Below are 13,489 nucleotides of genomic sequence, written 5' to 3' on the forward strand. Positions count from 1 at the left end.
CTCTGGACGAATGAACAGAACTTAGCTTAGGCTAGGCACATCTGATAGGCAACTGCATATTAAAAGGAATCAAGCTTATGACAGGTCAGGATTATGAAGAGAAGCGCGATTTTTTCCGAATGCGTGTCAATGGTCCGGTCAACATTAAACGTCAGGATCAAGCTGAATTTTTTCACGCTGAAGGGCTGGATTTAAGTGCGAGTGGGTTAAGTTTGATTTCGGATGAAACAGTAATTGAGGGCGAAATACTGCAAATCAGTATAAAAAGTCATAACCCTGAGCTTGCTGACTTTGTCGCAGAAGCTGAAGTGGTCCGAGTTCAGCCATTAGATGAACATCCCGGAAAATTCAACATTTCGGTAAAGTTTACGACAATATATTAAGCCGGTTTACAGCCAGTAACTGCTATGGGTCATCACTTTGGACATGGGCTGCATGATTTTACGAACCAACCAGGGCAGTTCGGCACCGCCAGCAGCTAAAGCAGTATCCTGATGATGGCGCTCATCTTCACGCATTTGCGCCAGAATTGACCGACTACGCAGATCGTCCTCACTCATCTTATCCAGATGTTCATCCAAATGTTCAATTACCTGTTTTTCGGTTTCAGCAACAAACCCCAAACTCCATTTATCACCGATTCTCCCAGCCACAGCACCAATCATAAACGAACCGACATACCAGAGGGGGTTGAGCAAGCTGGTACGGCCATCAAGTTCATGAATACGTTGTTCACACCACAGCAAATGATCATTTTCTTCAGCGGCAGCTTGCTGCATCGCTTCTCGTACATTGGTTAATTTCGCAGTTAATGCCTGCCCTTGATACAGCGCTTGGGCAGACACTTCACCAGCGTGATTTACCCGCATCAAAGCAACTGACTGTCGACGTTCACTATCGTTAAGAGGCGTATCATCAATGTTCATGGCAGGAGTCTCACGGCCACTGGAGGGCGGTGCCCCCAAAACAGTCGTTAATGCTTTATCCAGTTCGATAATAACTTTGTCGGTTAATAACAGATTACGGAAACTCATATTTTTCCTGGGTTAATTCAGAATAATTCTACATCCGAGCCAGTCATTTTCTTTGGCTCAGTGACTTTACCTTCAGCAAGCAGATGATGGTAGTTCTGTACCTGATTTCGGCCTTCGTTTTTCGCGTTATATAAAGCCTCATCGGCCTGGCCGATAACATCAGTTGGCGATAATTGAGCCGAGACTTCAACAAAACCAATACTGACCGTGACCTGGCCAAGTTGAGGAAAATTATGATTTGCCACCACCTTACGAATTCGTTCAAATGCCTGCATGGCATCTGTTTCATTAGCGGCTTTAAGCAACACTACAAATTCCTCACCACCAAAACGGTAAATCAGATCGTCGTCGCGGATCACACCGGATGTCATTAACCGGGCAACCAGAATAATCACTTCATCACCATAAAGATGACCATAGGTGTCATTTATCACTTTGAATTTATCAATATCCACCACGCCCAACCAATGTTTAATGGCATATCGACGACGTCGGGAATCATTGGGTGAAGCCATCAGTTTATTCAGTTCACTGCTTTGATTGACCAGAATTTTAGTAATCTGCTCATCGAGCGTTTCCCGATTGTATAAACCGGTTAATTTATCGCGTTGGGATTTATCGATTAACGCCAGATAGTTGGCATACACCCTCAGGATGCCATGGACCAGTCGTTGGTCAATGGGTGACGGCAACTCTTCACAATGGTGAACCAGACTGGCAAAGATTTCGCCATGTGAATCATAGGCGGGATAAATGACATTCCAACCTGTCGTCCCGGATTGACGATAAGAAACAATATCTTCTCTATCAATCGCTTCTGTCATGGCAGCGCTCAGTTCATCCGCCGTTTCTGAATTCAGCTTGGGATGCTGGTCAGAAGACGAAATGACGTCATTCACACAGAAAGCCAACAGGCTGATATCGTGAACCAGATCATGACGTCGTACCCGAAACAAGCGTAAGGATTGTGCCGGAAATAATTCATTTAACGTTTTTAGCAGACTTTTTTCCAAAACCTGCCGATCATGATGTCGGGTAATTTCAGCAAGGTTGTCAACAATTCGTATACTGCTATGACGGTGTTGCATTAGTGTTTTGCCTTTATCAGAACGGAGCGCCGAAAAGCATCAGCATTATCGAACATAATTCAGATCAGTATGGCGTAGACCTACCTATTAATGTTTGTTTTCAATAAAACCACGAATCGTTGCGGCTAATTCAAGCGGTTGGAATTTTGATACATAGGCATCAGAACCTGCCCCTCGTCCCATTGCCTGATTCGCTACCGCAGTCAAGGATGAATGCATAATCACTGGCAGATGCGCCATGCGTGGATCAGATTTAATTTTTTGGGTCAGTACATAACCGTCCATCTCCGGCATTTCAACATCGGTTAAAACAACCTGGATTTCCGTGGTAATGTCCCGGCTTTCCTCTTCGCACTGAGTAGCCAGTTTCTCAAGCGTTTTCCAGGCAAGTGCGCCATTAATAACACCCGTATGGTTCACCCCAAGCTTGTCCAGAGTCTGGGTAATTTGCTTGCGTGCAACATTGGAATCATCAGCATAAAGCACTTTATACTTTTTACCGTTCTCCATTTTTTCGATGCCTTCAAACGCAGTATCATCATAGAAATCGCCGGTATCAGCTAACACTTTCTCAACATCCATGATCATCACCAGACGTTTATCCTGTAATTCAGCAACCGCAGTCACTAAACCGCCTAAACGTTTGGAAATTAATGGAGGTGGTTCTTTAACCTGCTGCCAGCTTAATCGCTGGATGGTATCGACAGAAGTCACCAAAAAGCCCTGAACGTGAGTGTTGTATTCCGTTATCATCAGAATTTTAGGAGGTTCCTGTGATTTTAATTTACAAAACTTTTGTAGATTGATGATAGGAACCATATCGCCACGCAAACTGACAAAACCTTCAATACCATCAGGCATTTCCGGAGCACCGGTAATTTCGGGAATATTAAGGACTTCTCTGACTTTGAAAACGTTGATACCAAATAGCTCATTACGACCGGTATCATCATTTGTCCCAAGGCTGAACAGTAATACTTCCAGGTGATTGGTGCCCGCAAGCTGGGTGCGTTCGTCGATTGAATCTATAAAAGTTGCCATGTCCGTTCTCACTGTGCAAAAGCTAATAATCCGTTGGGCACAATCAAGATGCACCTGACACGGTATAAGTTGCACAATATCGTAACCTTAAATGCGGTTCAATAGCAGCAATAATAGGATTCTGGGAATTTTAAAGCGAGAAACATTCACCCGGAACGACCAAAGCAGTTAAAATGGTCGGGTGACAAAGAGAAAAAAATTCGGAATGGTGCCCAGGGGGAGACTCGAACTCCCACGTACATACGTACACTAGCACCTGAAGCTAGCGCGTCTACCAATTCCGCCACCTGGGCAAGAAGACGCGCATCATATAGATCGAGATAAAAACTGTCAATGACTGAACAAAACATAACGGACCCTTTTGAGGGTCGTGAAGCCGAGAAATACGACAATCCCATCCCTAGCCGTGAATTTATTCTCGAGCTGCTTAAAGAACACAAAGCCCCGCTTTCCCGAAAACACCTTTCCAAACTTCTGGATATTAAAGGGGAAGACCAAACTGAAGCTTTGCGCCGCCGTTTGCGCGCTATGGAGCGTGACGGACAAATATTACGTAATCGTAAAAATGCCTATGGCATTGTTTCCAAAATGAATCTGGTCCGTGGCCGCGTAATGGGTCATCCCGAAGGCTTTGGCTTTTTGATCCCCGATGAAGGCGGCGAAGATTTATTTCTCAGCGAACGAGAAATGCGTGTGGTTTTGCATGGAGATCGCGCACTAGCCCGTGTGAGTGGCACTGATCGTAAAGGTCGTAAAGAAGGTGCGATTGTAGAAGTGGTACAGCGGGCCAATCAAACTGTGGTGGGTCGTTTGCAGGCAGATGCCAGCCTGTTTTATTTAATACCGCATAATCGTCGTATCAGTCAGGATATTATGATTCCTGCACATGAGCTAATGGATGCCAAAGACGGCCAAATCGTTGAAGCCGAAATTACCGAACATCCTAATAAACATCGCTCTCCTCTGGGTAAGATTGTTGCTGTACTTGGCGATCACATGGCACCGGGTATGGAAATCGATATTGCGCTGCGCAGCTTTGAATTACCTCATGTCTGGTCCCCCAAAGCACTTGCCCAGGCAGAAAGCTTTGGTGAAACCATTCCACAGGAAGCAATTAAAGACAGATTGGATTTACGTGATCTGCCCTTAGTCACTATTGATGGCTCGGACGCACGTGATTTTGATGATGCTGTTTACGCCGAAAAACTTGATTCAGGTAACTGGCGTCTGTGGGTCGCCATTGCCGATGTTTCATATTACGTTAAACCTGAAGATGATCTCGACCAGGACGCTCAGGAAAGGGCAACCTCGGTATATTTCCCGAGCCAGGTCATTCCTATGCTGCCAGAAGCATTATCCAACGGATTATGCTCGTTAAACCCTGAAGTTGATCGTTTGTGCATGGCCTGCGAAATGATCATCAATCAGGATGGTGAAATTGAATCCTATCAATTTCATCAGGCTGTAATGAACTCCAAGGCACGGCTGATTTACGAACAGGTTGCCAGCATCCTGCAAGATAGCGATACGGCATTGCGTGAACAATTCGCTCATGTGCTCCCGGGTCTTGAAACCATGTATGAATTGTTTCATATCATGCTCAAAGCCCGTGATAAACGCGGCGCAATTGATTTTGAAATGACCGAAACGCAGTTCCTGTTTGATGAAAACCGGAAGATTGCTTCAATTGAACCACGTAAACGGAATGATGCGCATCGGTTGATTGAAGAGTTTATGATCGCGGCCAATGTTGCTGCAGCGAAGTATCTGCTCTCCAGTAAATTACCGGTTTTATATCGTGTACATGAAGTGCCTTCAATTGAAAAACTGTCAGCCCTGCGGGAATTTTTGGGTGAACTCGGGTTATTTTTAGGCGGCGGTGATGAGCCTGAACCGGGTCATTATGCTTCATTACTTAAAACTGTCAGTAAACGTCCTGATGGGCACTTGTTGCAAACGGTCATGTTACGCAGCATGAAACAGGCTGTGTACTCTCCAGACAATGTCGGTCATTTTGGTTTGGGTCTGGAAGCCTATGCGCATTTCACCTCGCCAATTCGTCGCTATCCGGATTTATTGGTTCATCGAGCCATCAAACATGCCATTTCCAGGCAAAAAAAGGCAGCCTGGCGGTATTCCGAAGAAGCTATGGTTCAGCTGGGCGAGCATTGCTCCATGGCCAGCCGTCGCGCCGATGAAGCCACTCGTGACGTCGCTGACTGGCTCAAATGCGAATATATGCGTGATCGTGTTGGTGAAGTACATGAAGGTGTCATTAGCGGGGTAACGGGCTTTGGCTTATTCGTTGAACTCAGTGATATATATATAGAAGGTTTGGTTCATGTCACGGCCCTTAAAAATGATTATTACCAGTTTGATGCCAGTGGTCATCGATTAATGGGTGAAAGAACGCGTAAATCCTATCGTTTGGGTGATTCTATTCGGGTTAAAGTGGTACGCGTTGATCTGGATGAAAAGAAAATCGATCTGGATTTGGCTTAGTGCCTGTTGAGCTTTCATAGCGGCCTCAGTTGTGGCTCTGAAAGATAAACAGCCCCTAAGACCTCAATTTCCCTTGACCAGAAAAATAAAGGCAGTACAATTGTCGACTTCCTGAAAGTCACCCAGTTATTTGAGTAACTTTCTGAATAGATTTCTGTGGTGAGTGTAGCTCAGTTGGTAGAGCCCCGGATTGTGATTCCGGTGGTCGTGGGTTCGAGCCCCATCACTCACCCCACTTTATTGAAATCGCCTGTTTACCTTCATACGAATGTAAGTAAATAATCGATTCAGCATTTTATTTAACACGTGATTCAGGCTTGCACGCCACACGGACTGTTTGTATAATGCGCCTCTTGTTGCCGGTGTAGCTCAGTTGGTAGAGCAACTGATTTGTAATCAGTGGGTCGTAGGTTCAAGTCCTATCTCCGGCTCCATATATTAAAAAAAGCCTCATAAGCATCGCTTCTGAGGCTTTTTTTTGCTCCGGAAATTTTGCTGGATTTTACTCTCTCATCTTAAAAGCTAATCCAAAAAGATTTTTCCACGTGCCAAACCATTTTTCTGTTTCTTTAATCCTTTTAGCGAATAAATTATCCGGAACAGATGGTTAATTTTCTGTCATCTGCCGCTGAAAATTATTCAGCTGCCGCACTCCAGGGCTTGTTTATCTTTCATAACCACCAATGCTGGAGGCTATTTTTCCGTCCAATAAGGCGGAAATGATGCGATGTAGTTGTTCTACATAATTCATTTCCAACGCCGTGGGGCGGAAAAATAGTCCCAGCCCTGCGGGTTGTGGCTGAAAATGCACCACTTATGTCCACGGATGGACTGTATGCCGGCCTGTGTTGCTCGTCGTTTATTTAGAACGACTACAAAACCGCCGGAACAAGCAATGTTTCAGACATTGCTTTTGCATACACTCCATCCATGGAGATAAACGTTTTTGAGCGTCAGCCCCGAAGAAGGGGTGAGATACACGGATGTATCTCACAAACTACACTCCTCGCGCCTTGATTGGTGCATTTTCAGTCACAACAGAGGCGAAGATAAACAAGCCCTAGCCTGTTAGGCTGCCAAAGCATACCCGAAGAAATTTATCTGTTTCGTAAATTATTTACTGCCTCGATCAGAGTTTTATATTCTTCTTCTATATCTTGAAACGCAATCTGTGCCGATTGCCTGTCACCACATTGATATAAAACATGGATATTGGAAATAAATTTCAACAGTTTTGAATATTGGTTTTCCAACTGTTCCACATGGAGTTCTTCAATAAACTGAATGCTCTTAGCTTTTTTTAACCAAAATCCACAATGGCTATGTGTCAATGAAATTAAGGGGAAATTGCTACTGGTTTTAGACTTGATATTACTTTTCAAAAATTCAACTTCTATTTCAAGAAAATGCATAAACAATCTTAATTGAGAAGTTCTTAAACAATCATTTTTCCTGTTCTCAATAACAATGACTTCTGGCATATAAAAGTTGCATGCCCAATCCAGCACACTCTCTGATGGCATAGGTCTGGCAATAGCATAACCTTGAGCGATCTTACATCCCATGCACAAAAGGATCTGAGCATGTTTGAGCGACTCTACCCCCTCCGCAATCACTTCGATATTAAAGGAGTTCGCAAGCGAAATGACACTCTCAACAATCTTATAATCATCAGCATCATTAAGCATATTTCGGACAAAAGATTGATCTATTTTGATTGTTTTTATAGAGAGCGTTCGAATATGGCTCAGGGATGAATATCCAGTACCAAAGTCATCAAGAGCCATCGAAATATTAAACTTTTTTTCACATTCCGAGATAACTGTCTGAATTGAGGATAACTCATCCAAAGCATGGCTCTCCAGTATTTCAATTTGAAAGTAGCTCAAATCAAGATCTGGAAACTCATTACAAATAACTTCAAGATTTTTTATAAATGAATTTCTTGCAAGATGATATGCAGAAAGATTAACACTGACACGTAGTTTTAAACCGTAGCTATGCCAATTCGCCAGACATTTTAAAGCCTCTCTTATAACGTAGTGGCCTAAACGAACTTCCACTTCAGACTCATTTATAGAGGGCAGAAACTCAATCGGAGATAAAAGACCTTTTGATGGGTGCTGCCAGCGAACAAGCGCTTCAAACCCAACAATGTCGCCAGAGGTCATATCAATTTTCGGCTGGAAAAACAAACGCATCTGTTCATCATCTATCGCTGAAAATATGGCCGCGTGACTATACGAACCTTTCGAAATCTCCTTAACCTTTTCCGTGTCTCCATACATTAAAAAAGCTGATTTACCTGCATTTTTAATCTGATATAAGGTTTGATCAGCATGCTCTATTAATGACCCCAAAGATCCTTTGTCAAAAGGATAAAGGGTGTAACCAATCGAGGCCCCGATGGTTATTTGACGTCCTTCAACAAGCTGATATGGCTGACTGACAGCATGCAAAAGTTTTTGAAGTATCGCGTCACAATCAGCCCGACTGTGAATTTCGCTCAGCAAAATGACAAATTCGTCCCCGCCATACCTGGATACAGTGTCTTCTTTTCTCAGCTGGGATTTTATTCTTTCAGCCAGTTCTATTAGCAGCAAATCGCCAACATGATGTCCATAAGTATCGTTGACCGGTTTAAAATCATCCAGATCCAGGAAACAAACCGCCAACATTTCATGATTTCGATTTGCTTTGGCAACAGCCTGATTAAAGCGATCTTCCAGCAAGTTTCTGTTGGGTAAACTGGTCAAAGCGTCATAGTGGGCTAACTTTTCAAGGCTTGCATGATGCTCTTTCATTTTTGTTATGTCAGACATCATCCCCAGATAGTGGACATTATCAGTACCAGGAACACTGACTTTATTAACACTCAGCAATTCAGCATAGAAAGAACCATCTTTTTTCCTGTTCCATACCTCACCTTCCCAAAAGCCGGTTTCTTCAATAGTGAGCCACATGTTCGTGTAAAAATCTTTGTCCTGCCGTCCTGAGCTGAGTATGCTGGGATTTTGTCCAATTAATTCCTGTTCGCTAAAACCACTAATCTGGCAAAACGCTTCATTGCAAGCAAGAATACGTGCTTTTTCATCCGTAATAATCATTCCTTCCTGGGCTTTTTGAAACAGTTGCATCAAGAGAAACCCTTGATTTTTCAGATCGAACATAATGGACTCCGGACTATTTTCTTACCCCGTTATTAATGATAGTTATGAATTAGTTTGTTTTGCCCAGAATTGAGCAGCCAGTGATTCAAAGTTTGTTGCTAATGACAACATATGTGTACTTATTGAAACCGTGTTATCTGCTTCCTTCACATTATTCCCTGATGAATCTCTGATGTTGTGAATGCTTTTACTGATTTCTTCAGCAACGGCACTTTGCTGTTCTACGGCAGATGCTATCTGCATGGTCATATCATTAATTTGCTGAATGACATCTAAAATGTTGGCAAAGGAATTGACGGTATCCTGATTGTGACCCACGCAGGTTTCTGCCTGTTTCAAACCATCATTCATTGCTTTAACAGCTGTCGCTGAATTATTTTGAAGATTCTCCACCATTACACGAATTTCTTCTGTTGAACTGCGTGTACGACTGGCAAGAGAGCGAACCTCATCAGCGACTACGGCAAATCCACGCCCGGCATCCCCTGCTCTGGCAGCTTCAATTGCCGCATTTAATGCAAGCAAGTTGGTTTGCTCCGAAATATCATTAATGACGTCGAGAACAATAGCGATATCATTACTACTCTTTTCCAAAGCTTTAATGGTATCGGCAGCCTGCTCTACTCCCGCACGCAATGTCTGCATCAGGTCGACACTTATTTGCACAACCTTTTTGCCTGTTTCGACTTCCTCCACACCTTTGTTGGCAATTAATGTACTGCTCTGGGCATTGCGTGAAACTTCCTGGATACTTGCCGACATTTCATTTATTGCTGCAGCAACCTGTTCCGTTTCATTAAACTGCTGTTCTGCATAACCTTTGGAAGCCTTGATGGCACCACCTAGTGTAGAAGTGTTTGAGCCCATGGTTGCTGCACTGTCGGCAACACGACCGATTAATCCAGCTGTTTCCGATTCCAGAAACTTCATGGCCAGCGCAATATCGCCCAGTTCATCGCGCCGCCCACTGTAAATATACCTTGCCACAGGATCATTTATGATTTTCCGCGCGTTGGAAACAATGCTTTTTAAGGGGCTTAGCAGGATATATACCCCGCCAACGGCAATAGTGATACAGACCAGCGAAATAATAGTAATTGATAGCCAACTCTGAAAAAACAGACTTGAAATAACCTGGATCATCATCAGCAAAAATATCAATACCGTTATTTTGAAGATTATTGAAATGGAGTTTTTAAGCTCTGCAACTTTTTTGCCTTTACGGAGTTTTTCATAGAGTCTGGAGGCACGATCAACATTTTCTCTTCGGGGGTTTCTTCTTATTGATTGATATTCACGTGTTCCGTCATCTTTCATTATCGGAGTGACATAAGCGTCAACCCAGTAGTGGTTACCATTTTTGCAACGGTTTTTGACCATCCCCATCCACGATTTATCGGATTTTACCTTTTCCCACAAAGCAGCAAAGGCTGCAGGGGGCATATCTGGATGTCTTACTACATTATGGCTTTTACCAACCAGCTCCTCTTCAGTAAAACCGCTTATATCGACAAAATCCCGATTGACATAGGTAATAATTCCCTTACTATTTGTAGTGGTAAGTATATTTGCATCACTTTTATAAGATTCTTCAACTTGCGTAACCGGTTCATTAATCTTCATTTTATAGCCTTGGAATTTAAAAACAGAATTAAGCGCCCTCCAAGGCTATATTTTCTTTAAACAAAAGGTCTAATACCAAAAATGAATCAACGTATAACAAAAAGCTATCAGTTCAATTATGACCTGAAACAACTAAGAGCTTTTCTTGAAATAGCGAAAGAAAAAAGTTTCAGCAAAGCAGCAGAAAATCTGTTTATATCTCAGCCTGCAATTTCTCGAAAAATATCACAACTTGAAGAAGCATTAAAATGCCAACTTTTTATCAGAGAAAACAACACTGTTAAATTAACGCCTTAAGGTGAAGAACTAAAAAATAAATTACCAATAGTTTTTGAAAGCCTGAATGGAATAACAGAGTCACTCACTTCATTAACAAAAAAGAAAAAATTAAAATTAGGTTATACATGTGCTGCAATGAGCAGTTTTTTACCTGAAATGATACGCGAAATCACAGATAAACTGGAAAACTATGAATTGATATTCTCTGAAGGGAATACGACAGAACTGATTGATAAAGTACTTAACAATAACATCCATTGTGCCTTCATTATGGCTCAACCGAAGCACGAAAGCCTACTGACTATAAGTATACGCCCTGAACTAATGGGGCTGATGATACCGGACAACCACCCTTTTAACTCACTAAATGAAATACCGATCGAACTACTTCAATATGAAACATTAATCCTCTTTCCAAAGCCCCAGAACCCCAGCTTATATGACCATATACTTGAATGCTGCATGGCTGCCCAGTTCTCTCCGAACGCTATAATCGAGGCTGATAGCTGTAATGCTATATTTGGATTTGTTGCTGCGGGCACAGGTGTTGCTTTCATAGCAGAATCTATGGCGGGACTTTGTATGAAAGGGACACGTTATAAGCCGCTTGTTCAACCAGGGCCTGAAATTGAGTTTAGCTTCATATCCAACAATTTATCCATGGAAGATTGGCATATGGTTTTTGAAAATTTAATTTCTGATAACTATTTTCAAAATACTTTCAATAATAATTATTCAGAAAAATCATTGTCTGATCAGAACAGTATTTAGATCCCTCCCCCCAGCCAATCAGATTAGAAATCAAGTTTTCTTATATTTTTAAGCTGGGGAATTATTTACTATTTCAATACTGAAGAAACAACCAATATAAGAAAAATATTTCAAATTAATATATTTTTAATAAAACTGTAAACCAGCCGTATTTTTTAGTTAAGAATATAGAAATATTTTATCTTTAACCCTCATTAACTGATCCAGCATTACTTCAGAAAAATGCGATCATTATATTTAACCCTATATTCTTAAAATAAATATTTACCTGGAGTAATATGATCATATTTTATAAGTCAACTTCAGGTATCTACTACTTAACGATTACTTAGTGCGAAAGTGTAACCTGTGGTTCAACACTGTGAGTTTGATATGAATTGCTATTTTTCTACATGAAAAAATAATGAATTGGTAGATTAATTCATAAAACTTGTACCTAAGAGACGACTGAAGATGCCATCAAGATTGATAAAGGTTGCTGATAAAAAATTTAGTTTGTATCTGTAAACTATCCATCCATACAACATTACGAACCTTTGACACCTTACCAAGTCTGAAAAGCTTGGCTGCTTCTGTTAAATTATCACCATAACTGAGCACTAAACCTAAACACAGAGGTATGAATGTCTTATATTGAGACGACGATGAAAAAGCTGCAACGAAGCAGCCCAAGTCAGCCCGAGTTTTATCAGGCCACCGAAGAAATCCTGCAGTCTATTCGCCCCTTACTCGACAAAAACCCGATCTATCTGCAACAAAATATCATTGAACGTATTGTCGAACCGGAACGTCAGATCATGTTCAGGGTCGTCTGGCAGGATGATGAAGGTAACGTGCAGGTCAACAAGGGTTATCGCGTCCAATTCAGCTCTTCACTCGGCCCCTATAAAGGCGGAATCCGTTTTCATCCTTCGGTAAATGCCAGCACGGTTAAATTTCTGGGGTTTGAGCAGATCTTTAAAAATGCTTTGACAGGCCTATCGCTTGGTGGTGGTAAAGGCGGTTCGGACTTTGATCCTAAAAACCGCTCAGATAACGAAATCATGCGTTTCTGTCAGGCCTATATGACCGAATTACATCGTCATATCGGTGCGACCATTGATGTCCCTGCAGGTGATATTGGGGTCGGAAAACGCGAAATCGGCTATCTTTTTGGCCAATACAAACGTTTGAATCTTCATTTTGAAGGTGTACTGACCGGCAAGTCGCTCAACTGGGGTGGTTCACTGGTACGTCCTGAAGCAACGGGCTATGGTCTGGTCTACTTCACTGAAAATATGTTGCAAGCTAACGATGACACTCTGGATGGTAAAAGATGTCTGGTATCCGGAGCGGGAAATGTAGCCATACATACCATCGAAAAGCTATATCAATGTGGCGCATTGCCGGTTAGCTGCTCTGATAGTACCGGGACGATTTATCATGAGAAAGGTATTGATCTGATTTTACTCAGGGAATTAAAAGAAACACAACGAACTTCATTAATCAACTATCTGGAATCTCACCCGGATGCTCAATTTATTTCAATAAAAGAATATCCAAAAGATGGCCATGCCGTATGGCGATTAAAAGCAGATGCCGCTTTTCCATGCGCTACTCAGAATGAAGTCTCGGCGGCAGATGCTAAAGCGCTCTGTCAGAATGGCATTACCTGTATTGTTGAAGGTGCCAATATGCCTTGTACCGCTGATGCACAGGCAGAAATCATCGCCGCCGGAATTCATTATGCTCCAGCTAAAGCAGCCAATGCCGGTGGTGTCGCCACCAGCCAGCTTGAAATGGCACAAAATGCCAGTATGACCCAATGGTCATTTGCTGAAGTGGACAAACGACTACAGGTGATTATGCAAGGTATCTATCAACGCTGTGCAGAAACAGCCATAGAGTTTCATCAACCATGTAATCTAGTGTTTGGCGCCAACATTGCCGGATTTCGCAAAGTCGCGGATGCCATGCTCGAACAGGGACTGGTATAAGGTTC

At 42.4% G+C, this 13,489-nt stretch carries 10 protein-coding genes and 3 tRNA genes; 7 read left to right on the forward strand and 6 right to left on the reverse strand.

The window, feature by feature from the left end:
• Positions 1 to 77: 77 nt before the first annotated feature.
• Positions 78 to 383: a PilZ domain-containing protein gene (locus tag B2W60_RS03345; RefSeq protein ID WP_292362625.1), complete on the forward strand. Its 306-nt coding sequence runs from the start codon at positions 78 to 80 to the stop codon at positions 381 to 383.
• 6 nt (positions 384 to 389) lie between these two features.
• On the opposite strand, the gene coq7 is transcribed toward B2W60_RS03345, so the two are convergent.
• From coq7 to B2W60_RS03365, 4 genes are all read right to left on the reverse strand, one after another.
• Positions 390 to 1,034 (reverse strand): 2-polyprenyl-3-methyl-6-methoxy-1,4-benzoquinone monooxygenase, encoded by a 645-nt coding sequence (gene coq7, locus B2W60_RS03350; RefSeq protein WP_292362624.1) that lies wholly within the window; start codon positions 1,032 to 1,034, stop codon positions 390 to 392.
• Positions 1,035 to 1,051: 17 nt separating this feature from the next.
• Positions 1,052 to 2,122, reverse strand: coding sequence for a GGDEF domain-containing protein (locus B2W60_RS03355; protein WP_292362623.1), 1,071 nt, complete (start codon positions 2,120 to 2,122; stop codon positions 1,052 to 1,054).
• A gap of 87 nt (positions 2,123 to 2,209) precedes the next feature.
• On the reverse strand, positions 2,210 to 3,163 hold the full coding sequence (locus B2W60_RS03360; RefSeq protein WP_292362622.1) for a chemotaxis protein: 954 nt from the start codon (positions 3,161 to 3,163) through the stop codon (positions 2,210 to 2,212).
• A gap of 206 nt (positions 3,164 to 3,369) precedes the next feature.
• Positions 3,370 to 3,456: transfer RNA gene (locus B2W60_RS03365), tRNA-Leu, on the reverse strand.
• Positions 3,457 to 3,496: 40 nt separating this feature from the next.
• Here B2W60_RS03365 and rnr point away from each other — a divergent pair.
• The 3 genes from rnr to B2W60_RS03380 all read left to right on the forward strand — a co-directional run bounded on the left by rnr (position 3,497) and on the right by B2W60_RS03380 (position 6,099).
• Positions 3,497 to 5,665 carry a ribonuclease R gene (gene rnr / locus B2W60_RS03370; protein ID WP_292362621.1) on the forward strand — a complete coding sequence of 723 codons (2,169 nt, stop codon included), beginning with the start codon at positions 3,497 to 3,499 and terminating at the stop codon, positions 5,663 to 5,665.
• A 159-nt stretch (positions 5,666 to 5,824) separates the two neighbouring features.
• A tRNA-His gene (locus B2W60_RS03375) sits at positions 5,825 to 5,900 on the forward strand.
• Between the two features lie 123 nt (positions 5,901 to 6,023).
• Positions 6,024 to 6,099: transfer RNA gene (locus B2W60_RS03380), tRNA-Thr, on the forward strand.
• 663 nt (positions 6,100 to 6,762) lie between these two features.
• On the opposite strand, the gene B2W60_RS03385 is transcribed toward B2W60_RS03380, so the two are convergent.
• Entirely contained in the window at positions 6,763 to 8,835 is a 2,073-nt protein-coding gene (locus B2W60_RS03385; RefSeq protein ID WP_292362620.1) for a putative bifunctional diguanylate cyclase/phosphodiesterase, read from the reverse strand.
• Positions 8,836 to 8,877: 42 nt separating this feature from the next.
• A complete protein-coding gene (locus B2W60_RS03390) occupies positions 8,878 to 10,458 on the reverse strand; it encodes a methyl-accepting chemotaxis protein (RefSeq protein WP_292362619.1) in 1,581 nt (526 codons plus the stop codon).
• A gap of 81 nt (positions 10,459 to 10,539) precedes the next feature.
• On the opposite strand from B2W60_RS03390, the gene B2W60_RS03395 reads away from it, so the two are divergent.
• The 3 genes from B2W60_RS03395 (at position 10,540) to gdhA (ending at position 13,484) form a co-directional block, all read left to right on the forward strand.
• Complete coding sequence (locus B2W60_RS03395; RefSeq protein ID WP_292362618.1) at positions 10,540 to 10,755, forward strand: LysR family transcriptional regulator; 216 nt, start codon at positions 10,540 to 10,542, stop codon at positions 10,753 to 10,755.
• A gap of 51 nt (positions 10,756 to 10,806) precedes the next feature.
• The gene (locus tag B2W60_RS03400; RefSeq protein WP_292362666.1) at positions 10,807 to 11,508 is read left to right on the forward strand and encodes a LysR family substrate-binding domain-containing protein; all 702 of its coding nucleotides are present in this window, start codon (positions 10,807 to 10,809) and stop codon (positions 11,506 to 11,508) included.
• Positions 11,509 to 12,131: 623 nt separating this feature from the next.
• The gene (gene gdhA, locus B2W60_RS03405; RefSeq protein WP_292362617.1) at positions 12,132 to 13,484 is read left to right on the forward strand and encodes an NADP-specific glutamate dehydrogenase; all 1,353 of its coding nucleotides are present in this window, start codon (positions 12,132 to 12,134) and stop codon (positions 13,482 to 13,484) included.
• Positions 13,485 to 13,489: the final 5 nt, after the last annotated feature.

The sequence above is a fragment of the Methylophaga sp. UBA2496 genome, from assembly GCF_002341635.1.
Classification (GTDB): domain Bacteria; phylum Pseudomonadota; class Gammaproteobacteria; order Nitrosococcales; family Methylophagaceae; genus Methylophaga.